We start from the raw sequence: 17,763 nt of genomic DNA on the forward strand, positions 1-17,763 counted from the left end.
CCTACTATTAAAAAAATAGCAGCAACTACAAACAGTATTTTTGCCAAGCGATCAAGAACCATTGCTCATTCTCCTTTTTTAATAAATATGGTTTTGAAATCAGCATTTTCCATTTTTTTCAATCCAGCGTCTTGCATCTAAATTCTGGCCTCTGAAAATAGGAGGCTTCAGCCGATTTTTTCTATATATATGCTCCAATTACAAATGAGAGGCCGATTGAAATCACCATGGAAATCAAACCTACAGCAATATTTCCCTTGCCGATTTCCTCATCCACGTTAAGCTTTGGGGTAAGGAATTCAAAAATAAAGTAGCCAAATAACAGCAGGAAAAAGCCAAAAGCACCCCAGCCGATATGTTGAATTATTGTATCATTCTTCTCGATTGAAAAGCGGAAAATATTTGCGATTCCAAATATCTTTCCGCCTGTGGCCATCGCTACTGCAAAATTTCCATTTTTTATTTCATCCCAATTTTTATAGGAAGTTACTAGTTCAAAAATAGCAAGAAAAACCAGTGTGCACAAAATGACCACACTATAGCCTGCAGCAGTTTTTACGATGATATTTTCCCAAAAAACATTCATGCCAATCTTCCCCTTTTTAATGGGACAGAGGGACAAATTTTTACGGTGGGGCGAGCATTTAGCACACTCCCCAGTTACATTATCCCAGTATTTTGCTAGCGGAGCTCCATAATGGTTACACCGCTTCCCCCTTCTCCCATTGAACCTAATCTGGACGAAGCGATACGAGGATGATTTTTCACAAATTCCTGTACCCCTTTTTTCAGTGCACCGGTACCTTTGCCGTGAATGATGGAGACTTTTGCATAGCCCGCCAAAAGGGCGTCATCCAAATATTTCTCCAGCCTGCCAAGCGCCTCTTCATATCTTTCCCCGCGTAAATCCAGTTCAGGTCTGACGTGATAATTGGAACCCTTCACTGTGGCAAGCGGCTTTTCAACGATTTCTTTTTTCTTGCCAAGTAATTGAAGATCACTCCGCTTTACCTTTACCTTCATAATACCTACTTGTACAAGGTATTCTTTATCTGTGACTTTTTCCAGCACTGTTCCTTTTTGATTGATCGTTAAAAGTTTAATCTCATCTCCCGGGTGAAGTTCTTTTTTCTCCCTGGAGGACGATAAATCTGTACCTTCCTGTTTCTTCGAAAGATCAGGCTGTGCTTCCTCCAGCATTTTCCTCGCTTCAATCCACTCATGTTCCTTTAATGCTGAGTCTGTTTTCATTTTGCGGATTTCCTCTACAATCTCTTCTGCTTCTTCCCTAGCCTGCTTCAATGCTTTTTCTGCTTTTTCTTCTGCTTTCCTGTATATTTCTTCTTTTTTGCGATCCAATTCATTCCAGGCATTATCTATTTCATGTCGAATTTTTTCGCTTTCTTTTAATGTCAGATGCGCTTCTTCGTATTCTTTCTCCGCATCGATCTGTGCCTTTTCCAGTGCAGCAATCATATTTTCCATGCTGGTGGAATCCACGCCTATATGGCTTTTCGCCCGATTAATTACAGCATCTTCCAGCCCTAACCGTTTTGAGATTTCAAAGGCATTACTTCTCCCCGGCACACCGATTAATAGCCTGTAAGTAGGCTGTAATGTGTCTACATTAAATTCTACTGATGCATTTACCACTTTTTCCCGGTTATATCCATAAGCTTTTAGCTCCGGATAGTGTGTCGTAGCAATCACCCTTGCACCTCGCTGAATCACTGCATCCAATATGGACATTGCTAACGCAGCACCCTCTTGTGGATCCGTTCCAGAACCTAGTTCATCCAATAATACGAGTGAGCGATCATCCACTTCTTTCAAGATAGAGACAATGTTTGTCATATGCGATGAAAATGTACTTAAATTTTGTTCAATGGACTGTTCGTCTCCGATATCGGCAAACACATGATCAAAAACAGCAAGTTCACAGCCATCCATAGCGGGGATCTGCATGCCTGACTGAGCCATGAGCGTAAAAAGACCAACCATCTTTAAAGCTACTGTTTTTCCGCCTGTGTTCGGGCCGGTAATAACGATAGACGTAAAATCTTTGCCGATTTCAATATCATTGGGTACAACCTCATCTCCCGGTATCAATGGATGTCTAGCCTGTTTCATCATGATGAACCCTTGATCGTTCATCTTTGGCATGGTAGCCCTCATTCGCCTGCCAAGTTTCGCTCTTGCAAACATAAAATCGATGTGTGCCAGTGCAGCAACATTTTCCATAAGGTACATTTCTTCATTTGCTATATGTTCACTTAGTTCGCGGAGGATGCGCTCGACTTCCTGCTTCTCTTTTAAAATAGCTTCCTGGAGCTGATTGTTTAAATCTACAACTGCTCTTGGCTCCATAAAGAGCGTTTGTCCTGATGCTGACTGGTCATGTACGATTCCGCCGATAGATCCTCTGTATTCTTGCTTAACAGGTAGCACATACCGTTCATTACGTATTGTTATAATAGCATCCGAGAGCATATTGCTTTTTGTTTTTGTCACATTGTCTAATTTTTCCCTTACCCGGCTTTCAAATGTCCGGATAGAGGAACGGATGCTTCGCAATTTTCCTGAGGCACTGTCCATTACATGACCATGGTCATCAATACAGCTTTTGATATGCCTTTCCAATTCACGTAATGGGGTAATTCGGTCGACGAGATCCTCCAATATGGGGAACGTCTCCTCCAATTTTTCAATAAAACTTTTTACCTGCCGTCCGCCATAAACGGTATTTGCAACATCGAGACATTCATTCGTAGTCAGGACGCCGCCGATCACACTCCGTTTCAGACTTGGCCGAATATCAAAAATCCCCCCTAGAGGGACAGCCTGATTCAGCCGAATGACTTGGGCAGCTTCATCTGTTTCATTTTGCAGGTGGACTACCTCATCCAATGAGACAACCGGCTTTAATTTGTTGGTTAAATCCTTGCCCAGTGAAGTTTCCGCGTGGTTATTCAATTGTTCAATGATTTTATGAAATTCAAGTGTATAAAGGATCCGACCATACATTGAAACAAACTCCTTTTGATCACGGATCAAATGATTATTTATTACGCTGAAAATCCGCGATAAGTTTCTCTTTTGACCAAGTATTCATCACGGTGTCTTTTTCTATCCAGCCTTTTCGGGCAACGCCTACACCATATTTCATATGATCAAGCATCTCGTAATTATGGGCATCTGTATTAATTGCGAGTGTAACACCCATTTCCTGTGCTTTACGTGCCCAATTGGCAGCTAAATCCAACCTGTTTGGATTTGCATTGATCTCGAGTGCCGTGTTTGTTTCCTTTGCCTTTTCAAGCAGTGACTCAAGATCAACATTATACCCGTCCCTTCTGCCAATTAGCCTTCCTGTCGGGTGGGCAATCAGGGAAATATACGGATTTTCCAGCGCACGGTTCAGCCTGTCCATGATAATATTTGTTGGTTGACTGAAACTTGAATGAATCGCACCGATCACAAAGTCCATTTCCTTTAAAAATTCATCGGAAAAATCCAATCTCGAATCAGGCAAAATATCCATCTCCACACCGGCAAAAACATGGATATCATCATACATTTCATTTAACTTTGCAATCTCTTCCCGCTGCTTCCTTAATCTCGTTTCATTCAGACCATGTGCGACACGTAAATATTTCGAATGGTCGGTAATTGCTATAAAGGCATATCCTTTTTCTCTGGCAGCATTCACCATTTCCTTCAAAGACTGTGCACCGTCACTCCAAGTGGTATGCATATGCAAATCGCCTTGTATATCTGAGAGCTCAATGAGGGAGATATCATCCTTAAAAGCTTCCAGCTCCCCTGTATCTTCTCTTGCTTCAGGAGGGATATAATGCAAATTGAAATGATTAAAAAATGCCGGTTCATCCGAAAAGGTGATCAATTCATCCGTTTCTTCTATTTCTACGCCGTACTCATTTATTTTTTCACCGCGTGACTTAGCAAGCTCCCGCAAAGCAACATTATGCGCTTTGGAGCCTGTGAAATGATGAAGCGTGGTAGCAAATTCTTCCTGATTTACGAGTCGAAAATCCACATTTATATCATATATTTCCTCCATGGTAACTGAAACTTTCGTCTCTCCGCTTGAAATCACTTCTTTAATATTTTCCATTTCAAGTAATGCATCCCTGACAACTGGTGGTTGATCAGTTGCAATGATAAAGTCAATATCCCTGATTGTTTCCCGCATCCTTCTTAAACTGCCTGCCCTGGAAAAGTTGCTTACTTCCGGTATTTCTTTTACATAGCTTTCAATTTTCTCTGCAATCGGCAGCATAATGGCAAGTGGCAGACGTTCCGGTCGTTTTCCTGCTGATTCAATCGCTTTTAATATATTTTTTGCCGTCTTTACGCCAAAACCATCCAGTTTTTCCACCTGGCCATTTTCACTCATCTGTTTTAAAGATGTCTGGTCTGTAACACCCAGCTCATGATATAGCTTCGATATTTTTTTTCCGCCCAGTCCAGGCAAGTCCAATAAAGGAATTAAGCCTTTCGGGACTTCATTTTGCAATTCCTTTAATGTTTCAGAAGAACCTGTTTCGACGTATTCATTTATGACAGTACTTGTTCCCTTGCCAATCCCTTTCATTTTTGTGAAATCATCAATATCCGGTAAGGATCGATCATCCTGTTCCAGTGCCTGGGCAGCTTTTCTGTAAGCTGATATTTTGAACGTATTTTCTCCCTTGATTTCCAAATATACCGCTATTTCCTCAAGCAGTTTTATAATATCTTTTTTATTTATCGCCATTTCTACCACCTTCTTTTACGATATATTAGCCAGTCCTTCAAATTGTTCAAATCGGCTGTCTGGCAGGAAAAATCAGCCTTCGAACATATCAGTTATATGGGTAAACCATAATGCTTGGATTTTTTCAGAGAAATAGGGCGTGTTTTCCAGCATGAAAAGGGCTACGCCGGAATTGTTTATCCATGTTTGAATCATCTCCAGCGGGGTTAAGGCCAATATATATAAAATAATGAACAAAATTAAATAGACCTCGACAAAACCAAGGACAGAACCAAGTATTTTATTCACGGAGTTAATCAGTGGCAAAGAGGCAACAAAATCCAGCATGGAAGCAATAATCTGCAATATAATTTTTACAGCAAAAAAGATAATAGCAAAAGCAATCGCATTATAAAATGCAGCTTCCAGCGGCAAAGCTTGGAGGAAATCTGCCCATATACCATCATCCGACGACATATCAGGATAAGGGATCCATAACGAAATGCTGGAGCCTAAATCATCATAGTACAATACTGCGACGATAAAAGCCGCAATAAAACCTATTAAATGAAACAACTGGAGAATAAAGCCCCGTTTCAGTCCCATTAACAAACCAAATAATAATAATAAAATTAATATGAAATTAAACATGTGCTACTAATCCTCTTTCTCTAGCGAACCGAGCAACTTTGCATAGTCCTCTTTTAGTTTCAAATAATCATTCATTGTATTTACAGCTGTTAAGACAGCTAGTCTTGTAGTATCGAGGTGTCTGTTTGATTCACGGATTTCATTCATCTTTTGATCTACCAGATCGGCAACAAGTCGAACATGCTGCTCTGACTCACCTCCGACAATGGTATATGATTTATTATGTATTTCTACAGTTATACGTGACTTTTCTTCATTATTCACGTTAAAGTCCTCCCATATTGAGAAAATGGTTCACCTTATATTAACATGAAGTGACGCATTTAGGAAACTGTTGAGTTAATGTTGGAAGCCTCCATTGCATCATTCCACCGTATTATTTTCTGTAACGAAAACTGAAATTCACTTATTATTATGCTATAGTTTACTCATGAAAGAAAAGAGGTGTAGGAATGGCAACAGAAGTACATATTTTTTCCATGGATACAATCCAGGAAATGAAACGCTATTATCATGAGGAAATCACGACAACTCCACAGGGGGCTCTTTTTCAGGCAAAAACTAAAAACGCCGTCGTAACAGCCTATAAATCCGGAAAAGTAATGTTTCAGGGGAAAAGCCCGTCGCAGGAATTACAACAGTGGGAAGGCAAAATGCAGTCTGCGATAAAAACTGCTAAATCGGTCGTCAACAAAAAATCTGCTCATTCATACGCTCCCCCGGAAACTTTGTTTGCACAATCACATATCGGCACGGATGAAGCAGGTACTGGTGATTACTTTGGACCAATAACAGTTAGCGGCGTTTTTGTCAGAAAGGAGCAGATTTCCAAGCTGAGAACACTAGGTGTCAAGGATTCCAAAAACTTATCAGATCCTGCGATAATGGAGCTTTCCAAAGAAATTGTTAAAGAAAAGATCCCCTACGCTTTACTTATATTACATAACGATAAATATAATGAACTCCAGGCAAAAGGATGGTCACAAGGGAAAATGAAGGCCATGCTGCATCAGCATGTGATATCAAAATTACTTCAAAAAATTGGTGATGCCAAAATGGACGGTATTCTCATTGATCAATTCTGCGAGCCTGGCATTTTTATCAAACATATTAAATCAGAGCGCCAAACGCTTTTTGATCATACATATTTCATGACGAAAGCAGAAAGCTACTCCATCGCCGTAGCAGCAGCCTCTATTATTGCAAGAGCCCGGTTTGTCCAGGAGATGGATACACTATCCGAGCGATTGGATATACATTTGCCAAAAGGGGCTTCTAAGAAAGTAGATAGGACAATTGCACAAATTATAAAAGTGAAGGGAAAAGACACACTAAACAGCTATGCAAAGCTGCATTTTGCCAACACAACAAAAGCACAGCAATACTTGTAAATCTAAGAGACTGAGATAAAACAATTGTAGTAAACAAAATCCGAACATCCCTAAACTTGTACTTAAAAACTGCTCCGGAAATATACTACGCTTTCACCACGGGCACAATTGCGACATCACTTCAAACTTCCTTTGGCCGTTTTCAGCGTGTCTTCTTTGCTGCGGGTGGCTGGTGAGCCTACATGCCCCGACAAGGGGTATGCTGACGCAAGCATAGGATGTGCGAGTATCGGCGTTGGTCATAGGACGTGACCGAAGTTAGCCGACCTCCCAGTCGAGTAAGCGGAAACACACATCCTGCTGATGTGTGCTCCTCTACTCCTCACAGAACCGTGCGAGCGGGATTACCGCACACGGCTCTTCCCGTCATCATTCAGAGAATATAATTGATATCTTCTCTTAAATCATAGATGCTCACTTGTAGTTAATGCGCTCTCACTAGTCCGGGTGAGCGTAGGGCGGTGACTCCTGCGGAAACAGCACGTGTCCGAAGACCCCTAAGAGTGGTTTTCTCTTCGGAGGCTGAGACCGTACCCGCGGCAAAGAAGATACGGCGAAAACGAGTTTGATCCAATGTTTTCGATGGGGCGAGCATTTAGCACAGCCCCAGATGTCTTCCTTGTGCCTGTGGTGAAAGCATCCGCCCGAAGCGATCCCGGACGGTAGGTGTTGCTCAGACTTAAGAAATAAAAAATAGTTGCGTGGCAGTTTATGGATTTTATAACAAATTTTATTTAGTTACAGGTGCAATTAAAGCCTCGGAGGAAGGCTTGTCAAACACAGTTTTAATGACATCATGTATCGTTTCATGAGAGACAGCATCAATTTCCTGTACTATTTCATCAAGTGAACGATGTCTCTTTAGCAGCAGTTCATTTTTTCCGTTGCGGCTCATTCGGCTGCTTGTGCTCTCCAGACTTAACATGAAGTTTCCTTTTAATTGTTCCTTGCTGTTTTTTAGTTCTTTATCCGTTAACCCGTCGGTAATTAATTGGTTTATTGTTTTATCAATCGTATCCCTAAGTAGCGGCAATTGTTTATTTCCGGTTCCTGCATAAATCGTCAATAGTCCATTATCCTGAAAAGAGGAGTGGTAGGAAAAAACGGCATATGCCAACCCTTGCTTTTCCCGTATATCCTGAAAAAGGCGGGAACTCATACTTCCGCCAAGCACATTATTCATGATAATCAAACTGTAGACATTATCATCGCCAATGGGCAGCCCGTCAAAGCCCAAGCATAAATGAGCCTGCTCTGTATCCTTATTTCTTTCAATGTTTTCGGCTAAAAAGGACGGTTTTATAATTGTAGTCTGATCATGTATTGATTGATAAGAACCGAAATGTTTTTCAATGGATTGGATAAATGACTCATCCACATTCCCCGCTGTGGAAATTACAACATTATCAGGTGCATAACGTTTCTTCATATAATTCCTTAATGTATCAGGAGTGAATGTTTCCAAATGCTCTTCCGTACCTAAAATAGGGTATCCCAGCGGATGATCGCCATAAGATGCTCTTGCCAATAAATCATGAACAATATCATCCGGCGTGTCTTCATACATTTTAATTTCTTCGTACACTACCTTTTTTTCTCTTTCCATTTCTTCTTCATCAAAAGAAGAATTAAAGAACATATCAGCCAAAATTTCCAGAGCCAGATCCTTATGTGTGTCAAGCACTTTTGCATAGAAACAAGTATATTCTTTGGAAGTCATAGCATTCACCTGTCCGCCGATTGAATCAAAAGCTTCGGCAATATCCTGGGCAGAACGGGAATCAGTTCCTTTAAAAAACATATGTTCCAGAAAATGTGAAATCCCATTATTTAATTTCGTTTCATTTCGCGACCCCGTTAAAACCCATATACCAATTGTAACGGATCTTACAGAGGGGATTTGTTCCTGGACAATTCGTAGTCCATTTGGGCTTGTATGTTTTTGTATCAACCTTTTGCCTCCTAAAATGTAAGTATGAATATTATGTCTGTGATTTTTTCTAAAAGTGATTACGGTTGCCTTTCTTCACTTATCAGCTTTTCAATCGTCCCGATCTGATATCCAGAATCTTTAATTTGCTCAATAATCGCTTCCAATCCACCAGCAATGGAAGGTGTCGGATGCATTAAGATAGTTGCCCCCGGATGGATTTTATTTTTTACACGGTCTACCATCACAGCAACAGAAGGGTTTTTCCAATCAATAGTATCCACCGTCCAAAGGATGGTCTCCATCTCAAGATGGTGAGCTGATTGAACAACATGATCATTATAACTGCCGCTGGGAGGCGCAAACCATTTTGGAGATTCTCCGGTAATCGCTTTAATAATATCGTTTGTCTGGCTAATTTGCTCCATTACTTGCTGATTGGACAGCCTCGCCATATCAGGATGATTATAGGCATGGTTTCCTATGATATGGCCTTGTTCATCAATCATTTTAACATAATCCGAATTCTCCTGCGCCCATTTACCATCAATAAAAAAAGTTGCTTTTACTTGCCGTTCTTTCAGGGTATTTAGTATGTTCGGTATATGCTCACTGCCCCACGAAACATTAATTAAAAATGCAACCATATTTTTTTCAGGGTTTCCCCGGTAAATAGGTGCAGCCGGGAGATCTTCCAAAGTGACACTAGGAGGTATCTGCTCATAGACCATTAAAGATGGGTCAAATGTGCCTTCCTCCTTCATTCTTTCATAGGTTTTGTTTAAATCTACTTTTAATCCGTTAAGACCAGGGGTTTTTTTCCAGACTTTGTCTATATAAGCATCTCGGGGTACTTCAGTAAAATCGTTACTTTTTTGTTCAATTTCATTAAATAATGGATCTTCATGTTTTGTTGCTTCTTGATACATAGCGGGTTCAACAGTTTGCATTGGATAATAATCTGCATTAAAAACAAGACTTACCATAATAATAAAAACAATTACATTAACCAGATGATAATATCGAAACATACTCATTCCTCCCCTATCATCATATGAAAGGATAGGACGAGTATGAATTAATCGAATTAAAAATTACTTTTTAAAAAGAGAGTCAGCTGCCATGTTATATCATAAACTCCTAAAAATAAAAAAGAAACTGGTGATCCAGCTTCCATTTTACTACTTATGATTTAGCTTTTTCTATTTTTTCCCGTTCTTCTTTTAAAACGGCTTTACGCGACAAATTGACTCTTCCCTGATGATCAATTTCCTTTACTTTCACCATAATTTCATCACCGATGGAAACGACATCTTCTACTTGATTTGTCCGTTTTTCTGCTAATTCGGAAATATGAACCAGCCCGTCTTTTCCTTTGAACAGCTCTACAAATGCACCAAACTTCTCAATACGTTTTACTTTTCCTAGATACATTTGTCCGACTTCAACCTCACGGACAAGGTCTTCAATAATTTTCTTCGCTTTTTGATTCATTTCTGCATCCGTGGAAGAAATAAAGACACTGCCATCTTGCTCAATATCAATTTTAACGCCTGTCTCATCAATAATTTGGTTAATTTGTTTACCGCTTGGTCCAATTACATCACGTATTTTATCAGGATTTATTTCCATAGTAAGGATTTTAGGAGCATAATCGGATAGTTCCTTCTTCGGCTCCTGAATGGTAGCAAGCATGGAATCAAGAATTTGCATCCGTCCATTTTTCGCTTGTTTTAATGCTTCTTCTAAAATCTCTTTTGATAAACCGGAAATTTTAATATCCATCTGTAATGCAGTAATTCCTTCAGATGTACCGGCAACTTTAAAATCCATGTCCCCAAGTGCATCTTCCATTCCCTGAATATCCGTTAAAATAGTATAATCTTCTCCATCTTTCACAAGTCCCATTGCGATACCTGCAACAGGTGCTTTAATCGGTACACCGGCATCCATCATAGCAAGCGTGCTTGCACAAATACTTGCCTGGGATGAAGAACCATTAGACTCCAATACTTCAGACACTAATCGAATCGTATAAGGGAATTCTTTGTCATTTGGGATCACTTTCTCCAATGCACGTTCACCCAATGCTCCGTGTCCTATTTCCCGACGGCCAGGTCCTCTGATTGGCCCCGTTTCCCCAACACTAAATTGCGGGAAATTGTAATGATGCATAAACCGTTTCGACTCTTCCAAATCAAGGCCATCCAAGATTTGTACATCTCCTAATGCTCCCAATGTACAAATACTCAGTGCCTGTGTTTGTCCACGTGTAAATAAACCAGATCCGTGCGTTCTGGGCAATACTTTAATACGTGAAGATAATGCGCGAATTTCATCATTTCTGCGCCCGTCAGGCCGTATTTTTTCCTTTGTAATTAACCGGCGGACTTCTTCCTTTACCATGGTGTCCAGTACTGTTTTCACTTGCTTTATAACCTTTTCTTCTTCCTCTTCGTATTGCCCTATCATTTCCTCTTTTACTTTGTCAATTGCTTCTTCTCTGGCATGCTTTTCTTTTACTTGTATTGCTTCAACCAACTTATCTTTTGCTTCACTTTCTACCTTTTCAGCAAAAGGTTGATCTACTTCGAATAGTGTAACTTCCTTTTTCTCTTGTCCACAGGCTTTAACAATCTCTTCCTGAAATTCTACGAGGCGAACGATTTCTTTATGACCAAACATAATCGCTTCCAGCATTACTTCTTCCGGTACTTCATTTGCACCTGCTTCAACCATATTGATCGCATCTTTGGTACCTGCAACTGTTAACTCAATATCACTTTTTTCTTCCTGCTCTATCGTAGGGTTAACGATAAATTCGCCATCCACACGTCCAACGTGCACACCCGCAATCGGTTCAGCGAATGGAATATCGGAAATGGAAAGCGCAATGGATGACCCAAGCATCGCTGCCATTTCCGTTGAACAATCCTGGTCTACACTCATTACTGTGCTTATAACCTGCACTTCATTCCTGAACCCATCCGGAAACATCGGGCGAATTGGACGGTCAATTAAACGAGAAGATAATATTGCTTTTTCACTTGGGCGACCTTCCCGCTTAATGAACCCTCCCGGGATTTTCCCAACTGCATATAAGCGTTCTTCATAATTGACAGTTAAAGGGAAAAAGGGCAAATCCTTTGGTTCTTTTGATGCTGTTGCTGTAGATAATACAGAGGTATCTCCATACTGTATCATACATGCACCGTTTGCCTGTTTTGCTACTTCTCCTATTTCGACCGTAAATGTATTTCCGGCTATTTCTATGGAGAATGTTTGTTTTTTTTCAGCCATACGTACTAGGACTCCTTTCAAAACACAATCTATATAACATTTTATAGGTTATCTTGACGAATGTAAATTCATTATAGAATATATTGTCATTTATACACTTTAAAAATAAAGTGAAACTTCATTCAGTGGGGGTTTAGGCCGACAGGACTTAGGTCATGCAGACGTTGCCACAATGTATTTCGGTGGGACGAGGAACCACTGTACCGTAGTCCCAGGACGTGGCGATTTTAGTCTGCGTTCCCCTCCCCCCACTGAATGTTGGTTGAACGAATCGGGCCATTACTGGCTGTTGGATCTCCCACTTAGCATTTTCATGTTTCCTTCATGCTTGAAGTGGGAGTCTTACGACGTACAGGACGTGCTAGTGCCGACAATGCCACAAGACGTGGCGTTTTTGTCGGCCAGCCAGTTACACTGCGATAAATTTTGCGGCAGGGAATACAATATCAAATATGGAAGATCAGCATGCAGCCGGTAAAGGGAAGACAAACTGATTGATATATGTCTTTTCCATCTTACTATGACTATTATGCTTTTTAAGTATCTTAAAAAAAGCAGGATTTCTCCTGCTTTTTGAATAATTAACGGCGTAGTCCAAGTTTTTTTATTAATTCACGGTAACGGGTAACGTCTTTATTACGTAGATAATTCAATAGATTACGGCGCTTCCCGACCATTTTCAAAAGACCTCTGCGTGAATGATGGTCTTTTTTATGGACACGCAAATGATCATTCAACTTTGTAATTTCTTCCGTAAGCACTGCAATTTGCACTTCCGGAGAACCAGTGTCACTGTCGTGCACCTTGTATTCAGTAATGATTTCATTTTTGCGTTCTTGTGTGATAGCCATCCGGCTCACCTCCTGTAGTTATTTAAAATCCCCATTCCCCTAGCAATCGCCGGAGCTGCGATTTGCCAAGCGATGGTTTCACGTTCTTTATCGTACATCTTTTCACATGAAAATGCAAGTAATAATTGCTTATACAAATGAATCATTTATCCGAAAAATATTGGCGTGTTTGTTGCTCATCTTTTTTTAGTTGGTTAACGAGTTCATCGATCCCATTAAATTTTACTTCGTCTCTAATGTATTGATACCATTCAATAACTAATTCTTCCCCGTAAATATCATTATTATAATCAAGAAGATGAACCTCAAGCGTCGGTATTTTTTCCCCTGTTGTAAAAGTTGGTTTTACACCGAGATTTGCCATCCCCTCATACGCTTCATTTTTGTATAAGGCTTTTACAGCATACACACCGGGCTTTGGCATTAACGTATCCTGATTTATTTCCAGGTTTGCAGTTGGGAAACCAATTGTTCTTCCGCGCTGGTCACCTTTCACGACCGTGCCGGTTGTGGCTAAAGGCCTGTTAAGCAACGTGTTAACCTTCTCTATTTTTCCAGCATTCATGAATTCTCTTATTTTTGTGGAGCTTACTTTTTCGTTATCCATTTCCACTTTATCAATGGTTGTCACTTCAAGTCGGTTTCCCGCTTGCTTTTTCATTAAATCCATATTGCCCTTGCCCTTGTGGCCAAATGTATAATCGAAACCGCCGATAATATGTTTAATATTTAAACCGTCAATGAAATGACTGATAAATTCCTTTGGGGACAAGGAAGCCAACTGCTCGTTAAACGTAATGATATATAATCGATCAATATTCATCTGCTGCAATATTTTCTTTTTTACGTGTAAAGGCGTGATGTATTGCACATGCTGCTTATCTTTTTTTAACACAACAGATGGATGCGGATGAAATGTAATAACAGCACTTTCCAGTTGGTTCTTACTGGATTCACTAATTGCAGTATTAATCAGCTTTTGGTGTCCTTTATGAACGCCGTCAAAAAAGCCTATAGCTGCTGCAGTCTCAGGTAATTCTTCCCTTAGTAATGAATGGGGATATGTAATCTCAAAAATTTTCATAAACGCACACCTACTCTTTTCCTATCCATGAAAAACACGAAGAGGTTTAATTTGTTCAGGGTGATCCGGATGTATTTGATAGATTGCCAAGACTTCATCTTTATACATCATAATAAATGGATCCTCTAGAATTTCTTTCGGTTTTGACAGCTTTTGCCCGTGGATTACCTTTTCTTTTAACAGCTCATCTACATGTAACCGCTCTAAATGATCCAGCCCTGTTATGATCGGAAATAATAACAATTGCTGCCGGTTTTCATTTGCTGCTTCTTCTATTGTAGCAAATGTGATTGAATTTTTCTTTGTAAAACTTCCGGTCTTCGTTCGTACTAATTGCTGCATATGTGCCGGAAACCCGAGTTTTTTGCCAATATCCACACATAATGTTCTTATATAAGTACCTTTGGAACAAACCACTTCAAAACTGAAGGAGAGTTCATCCTTAGTTTCAGCAGGAACTCTATTCAATTCGTGAATCATTACTTCACGTTCTGGACGTTCAACGGTTTTATTTTCCCTTGCATATTCGTACAGCTTTTTTCCATTTATTTTAACTGCAGAATACATAGGGGGAACCTGTTTTATTTTTCCTTCAAATGATTTTAATACCTGTTCTATTTTTTCATCCGGCGGAAGCTTAGTTATTATTTCTTCTTCCGTTATTTTCCCTTGAGCATCTTCTGTATCTGTGGCAGTACCAAGCTTGATTGCAGCAATATATTTTTTTTTAGTATCTGTTAAATAAGGAACAATTTTCGTTGCTTGGCCGATACAAATCGGCAAAACCCCTTCGACTTCCGGATCCAATGTTCCTGTATGACCTGCTTTTTTTGTTTTAAACAAAGATCTTACTTGCATTACACAGTCATGGGATGTGACACCTTTTGGCTTCCATAAAGGCAAGATTCCATTCATCTTTTTAGCCTCCATTTGCATGTATGTAAAATCTGACCGGTTGAAACCGGTCAGATTAGGTATTGACTATTTATTTAGATCACGGAGAATTGTTTCAATCCTGTTGCCGTGTTCCAGTGCTTCATCAAATTCAAATAGTAATTCCGGTGTTTTCCGGAGACGAATTCTCTGGCCAATTTCTGATCGGATAAACCCTTTTGCTTTAGATAAACCAAGCAGTGAATCCTGTTTTTCCTTTTCATCTCCAAGTACGGAGATGAAAACAGTTGCCTGTTGCAGATCACCTGTTACTTCTACGTCTGTTACAGTCACGAACCCGACTCGCGGATCTTTAATTTTTGATGTTAATATTTCTCCCAATTCCTTCTTCATCTGTTCAGCTACTCTATTTGCGCGTAACTCAGCCATATTTTCACCTCGTTCTTAAAAGCGATGATATAGAGAGAAAAATACTATAATTCTTCTACATGTGTAATTGTGCGTTCAAGTTCTGTATAAGCATCAATTACCTTTAATACTTCCTGGATGACCTTTTCTGCATGCTTTTTTTCATTTGTTAACGTTACAATGCCAATTTTAGTTCTTTGCCAAAGATCGTGATAATCCAATTCCGCTACAGAGACATTGAAGTCCTGTTTCAATCTAGTAAGAACACTTTTGATAACGGATCGTTTTTGTTTCAATGAATGTCCTTCATACATGATACACTCCACTTCAGCGTAATAAATCATGTGCGCTCAATTTCCTCCATAATAAATGCTTCAATAACATCGCCTTCCTTTATATCATTGAAGTTTTTAATTGTTATTCCACATTCATAGTTTTGAGCTACTTCTTTAACATCATCTTTAAATCGTTTCAAATCGGCAATTTCACCTTCAAATTGAACGACACCGTTACGGATTAAGCGTACACCGGAATTTCTTGTGATTTTTCCGTCTGTTACATAACTTCCAGCAATTGTACCTATTTTAGACACTTTGAATGTTTCTCTTACTTCTGCCTGACCGATTACTTTCTCTTCAAATTCAGGATCAAGGAGTCCTTTCATCGCGGCTTCGATTTCTTCAATTGCCTGATAGATAACACGATGCAGGCGTATATCCACCTTTTCCGAATCTGCAGCTCTCTTCGCATTGACATCCGGACGAACATTATAGCCGATGACGATAGCGTTAGAGGCGGACGCAAGAATAATATCTGATTCTTTAATGGCCCCGACTCCGGTATGGATAATTTTAATATTTACACCGGAAACCTCGATTTTTTGCAGGGAAGATGCCAAAGCTTCGGCTGACCCCTGAACGTCTGCTTTAATAATAATATTTATTTCTTTCATATCCCCTTGTTTAATTTGCTCAAACAAATCATCAAGGCTGACTTTGGATTGTTCCCCGCGGTCTTCCTGTATTTGTTTCTGTTCACGGGCTTCCCCTATTTGTCTTGCTTTTTTCTCATCCTTAAATACAAGGAACTGATCCCCTGCCTGTGGCACATTATTTAATCCGGTAATTTCGACGGGCGTTGACGGTTTCGCTTCTTTCACTCGCTGTCCAAGATCACTGACCATTGCCCTGACACGGCCGTATGTATTCCCTACTACGACAGAGTCACCAACATGGAGTGTGCCATTTTGTACTAATAAAGTGGCAACTGACCCCCGCCCTTTATCAAGCTGGGCATCAATTACGGTACCAAAGGCATTATTATCCGGGTTAGCCTTTAATTCTTCTACCTCTGCTATGAGGAGAATCATTTCCAGAAGGTCATCAATACCTTCCCCTTTAATTGCCGCTATATTCACAAATATAGTACTTCCTCCCCAGCCTTCGGGGATTAATTCATATTCTGTCAATTCCTGCATCACACGGTCAGGATTGGCACCTTCTTTATCCATTTTGTTTACTGCTACAATAATTGGAACTTCAGCAGCTTTTGCATGGTTAATTGCTTCCACGGTCTGAGGCATGACCCCGTCATCTGCAGCAACGACCAAAATGGCTACATCCGTTACTTGTGCCCCTCGTGACCGCATACTGGTAAACGCAGCATGGCCGGGTGTATCAAGAAACGTTACTTTCTTTCCTTCATTTTCTACCTGGTAAGCTCCGATATGCTGTGTGATGCCACCTGCTTCTCCTGCAGTAACCTTTGTCTGACGGATGGAATCAAGCAGTGTTGTTTTACCATGGTCAACATGGCCCATAATTGTGACAACAGCAGGTCTTTCCTGAAGATTTGCTTCATCATCCTCTTCAATATACTTATCAAAATCAGTATTTTCGAGAATTATTTCTTTTTCTACCTCAACATCGTATTCTGCACAAATTAACTCAACGGCATCATCATCCAGGTCCTGATTCTTGGTAGCCATCACACCTAAAAACATAAGCTTCTTAATAATTTCAGCGGTATCTTTATTCAGCTTAGCAGCTAGGTCACTTACGGCTAACGTTTCACTGTATGTTATTTTCTTTGGTGTTTGTTTTACAGGCTTAGCAGCTTGTTTATTCTCTTTCCCTTTATTTCCTTTATTGAATTTGTTGTTATTTTTGTTTTTCGTTTGCTTGTTTTGATGCTTTTGATTCGGGTTATTTCTTTGGTTTCCCCGATCTTCTTTTTTCTTGTTTGTCTGGTTTGCTGCTTTATTTGCCGGGTTTGTTTTTTGCTCCGGCTTCTTTGGTTTCGGATTTTCTTTTTTAACCGCGTCAGGATGGAACTTCGCATCAAGTTTCTTGATTGTATCTGTGGAAATAGTTGCCATATGATTGGATACTTCCACATTCATTTCCTTTAAAATATTTATTACATTTTTGCTTGTTGTATTGTTTTGTTTGGCATATTCATATACACGCATTTTACTCATACGTTCACCCCCGAATTTA

The 17,763-nt window shown here is 39.9% G+C and carries 15 protein-coding genes; 1 reads left to right on the forward strand and 14 read right to left on the reverse strand.

The features are described 5' to 3' along the window. Positions 1 to 181: 181 nt before the first annotated feature. The 5 genes from ACDX78_RS10640 to zapA form a co-directional block, all read right to left on the reverse strand. Positions 182 to 586, reverse strand: a complete 405-nt coding sequence (locus tag ACDX78_RS10640; protein WP_486027706.1) for a DUF350 domain-containing protein — start codon at positions 584 to 586, stop codon at positions 182 to 184. Positions 587 to 681: 95 nt separating this feature from the next. Continuing rightward, positions 682 to 3,024, reverse strand: coding sequence for an endonuclease MutS2 (locus ACDX78_RS10645; RefSeq protein WP_486027708.1), 2,343 nt, complete (start codon positions 3,022 to 3,024; stop codon positions 682 to 684). Positions 3,025 to 3,058: 34 nt separating this feature from the next. Then, the gene (gene polX, locus ACDX78_RS10650; protein WP_486027710.1) at positions 3,059 to 4,777 is read right to left on the reverse strand and encodes a DNA polymerase/3'-5' exonuclease PolX; all 1,719 of its coding nucleotides are present in this window, start codon (positions 4,775 to 4,777) and stop codon (positions 3,059 to 3,061) included. 72 nt (positions 4,778 to 4,849) lie between these two features. Then, a complete protein-coding gene (locus tag ACDX78_RS10655; protein WP_486027712.1) occupies positions 4,850 to 5,407 on the reverse strand; it encodes a CvpA family protein in 558 nt (185 codons plus the stop codon). 6 nt (positions 5,408 to 5,413) lie between these two features. Further along, positions 5,414 to 5,671, reverse strand: coding sequence for a cell division protein ZapA (gene zapA / locus ACDX78_RS10660; protein ID WP_486027714.1), 258 nt, complete (start codon positions 5,669 to 5,671; stop codon positions 5,414 to 5,416). A 188-nt stretch (positions 5,672 to 5,859) separates the two neighbouring features. On the opposite strand from zapA, the gene rnhC reads away from it, so the two are divergent. Beyond that, a complete protein-coding gene (gene rnhC, locus ACDX78_RS10665; RefSeq protein WP_486027716.1) occupies positions 5,860 to 6,798 on the forward strand; it encodes a ribonuclease HIII in 939 nt (312 codons plus the stop codon). Between the two features lie 730 nt (positions 6,799 to 7,528). On the opposite strand, the gene ACDX78_RS10670 is transcribed toward rnhC, so the two are convergent. The 9 genes from ACDX78_RS10670 to infB form a co-directional block, all read right to left on the reverse strand. Further along, positions 7,529 to 8,749: a M16 family metallopeptidase gene (locus tag ACDX78_RS10670; RefSeq protein WP_486027717.1), complete on the reverse strand. Its 1,221-nt coding sequence runs from the start codon at positions 8,747 to 8,749 to the stop codon at positions 7,529 to 7,531. Between the two features lie 59 nt (positions 8,750 to 8,808). After that, on the reverse strand, positions 8,809 to 9,759 hold the full coding sequence (locus ACDX78_RS10675) for a polysaccharide deacetylase family protein (protein ID WP_486027718.1): 951 nt from the start codon (positions 9,757 to 9,759) through the stop codon (positions 8,809 to 8,811). Between the two features lie 154 nt (positions 9,760 to 9,913). Beyond that, complete coding sequence (gene pnp, locus ACDX78_RS10680; RefSeq protein WP_486027719.1) at positions 9,914 to 12,028, reverse strand: polyribonucleotide nucleotidyltransferase; 2,115 nt, start codon at positions 12,026 to 12,028, stop codon at positions 9,914 to 9,916. 581 nt (positions 12,029 to 12,609) lie between these two features. Next, complete coding sequence (gene rpsO / locus ACDX78_RS10685; RefSeq protein ID WP_486027720.1) at positions 12,610 to 12,879, reverse strand: 30S ribosomal protein S15; 270 nt, start codon at positions 12,877 to 12,879, stop codon at positions 12,610 to 12,612. Between the two features lie 142 nt (positions 12,880 to 13,021). Beyond that, on the reverse strand, positions 13,022 to 13,963 hold the full coding sequence (ribF, locus tag ACDX78_RS10690) for a riboflavin biosynthesis protein RibF (protein WP_486027722.1): 942 nt from the start codon (positions 13,961 to 13,963) through the stop codon (positions 13,022 to 13,024). Between the two features lie 21 nt (positions 13,964 to 13,984). Then, positions 13,985 to 14,878, reverse strand: coding sequence for a tRNA pseudouridine(55) synthase TruB (gene truB / locus ACDX78_RS10695; RefSeq protein WP_486027723.1), 894 nt, complete (start codon positions 14,876 to 14,878; stop codon positions 13,985 to 13,987). A gap of 66 nt (positions 14,879 to 14,944) precedes the next feature. Continuing rightward, positions 14,945 to 15,286 carry a 30S ribosome-binding factor RbfA gene (gene rbfA / locus ACDX78_RS10700; RefSeq protein WP_486027725.1) on the reverse strand — a complete coding sequence of 114 codons (342 nt, stop codon included), beginning with the start codon at positions 15,284 to 15,286 and terminating at the stop codon, positions 14,945 to 14,947. A gap of 44 nt (positions 15,287 to 15,330) precedes the next feature. Then, positions 15,331 to 15,609, reverse strand: coding sequence for a DUF503 domain-containing protein (locus ACDX78_RS10705; protein ID WP_486027727.1), 279 nt, complete (start codon positions 15,607 to 15,609; stop codon positions 15,331 to 15,333). Beyond that, positions 15,606 to 17,744, reverse strand: coding sequence for a translation initiation factor IF-2 (gene infB / locus ACDX78_RS10710; protein ID WP_486027728.1), 2,139 nt, complete (start codon positions 17,742 to 17,744; stop codon positions 15,606 to 15,608). The genes ACDX78_RS10705 and infB overlap by 4 nt, the downstream gene beginning before the upstream one ends. Between the last annotated feature and the right edge of the window lie 19 nt (positions 17,745 to 17,763).

The sequence above is a fragment of the Virgibacillus oceani genome (assembly GCF_041521345.1).
In the GTDB taxonomy this organism is placed as follows: Bacteria; Bacillota; Bacilli; order Bacillales; family Amphibacillaceae; genus Virgibacillus_N; species Virgibacillus_N oceani_A.

What these genes read in the sequence shown, in the direction of transcription:
- rbfA (WP_486027725.1), bottom strand. Translation starts at nt 15,286, where the DNA reads ATGGCTGAGTTACGCGCAAATAGAGTAGCTGAACAGATGAAGAAGGAA.
- ACDX78_RS10675 (WP_486027718.1), bottom strand. Translation starts at nt 9,759, where the DNA reads ATGTTTCGATATTATCATCTGGTTAATGTAATTGTTTTTATTATTATG.
- ACDX78_RS10640 (WP_486027706.1), bottom strand. Translation starts at nt 586, where the DNA reads ATGAATGTTTTTTGGGAAAATATCATCGTAAAAACTGCTGCAGGCTAT.
- rpsO (WP_486027720.1), bottom strand. Translation starts at nt 12,879, where the DNA reads ATGGCTATCACACAAGAACGCAAAAATGAAATCATTACTGAATACAAG.
- ACDX78_RS10645 (WP_486027708.1), bottom strand. Translation starts at nt 3,024, where the DNA reads ATGTATGGTCGGATCCTTTATACACTTGAATTTCATAAAATCATTGAA.
- polX (WP_486027710.1), bottom strand. Translation starts at nt 4,777, where the DNA reads ATGGCGATAAATAAAAAAGATATTATAAAACTGCTTGAGGAAATAGCG.
- ACDX78_RS10655 (WP_486027712.1), bottom strand. Translation starts at nt 5,407, where the DNA reads ATGTTTAATTTCATATTAATTTTATTATTATTATTTGGTTTGTTAATG.
- rnhC (WP_486027716.1), top strand. Translation starts at nt 5,860, where the DNA reads ATGGCAACAGAAGTACATATTTTTTCCATGGATACAATCCAGGAAATG.
- ribF (WP_486027722.1), bottom strand. Translation starts at nt 13,963, where the DNA reads ATGAAAATTTTTGAGATTACATATCCCCATTCATTACTAAGGGAAGAA.
- infB (WP_486027728.1), bottom strand. Translation starts at nt 17,744, where the DNA reads ATGAGTAAAATGCGTGTATATGAATATGCCAAACAAAACAATACAACA.
- ACDX78_RS10705 (WP_486027727.1), bottom strand. Translation starts at nt 15,609, where the DNA reads ATGATTTATTACGCTGAAGTGGAGTGTATCATGTATGAAGGACATTCA.
- pnp (WP_486027719.1), bottom strand. Translation starts at nt 12,028, where the DNA reads ATGGCTGAAAAAAAACAAACATTCTCCATAGAAATAGCCGGAAATACA.
- truB (WP_486027723.1), bottom strand. Translation starts at nt 14,878, where the DNA reads ATGAATGGAATCTTGCCTTTATGGAAGCCAAAAGGTGTCACATCCCAT.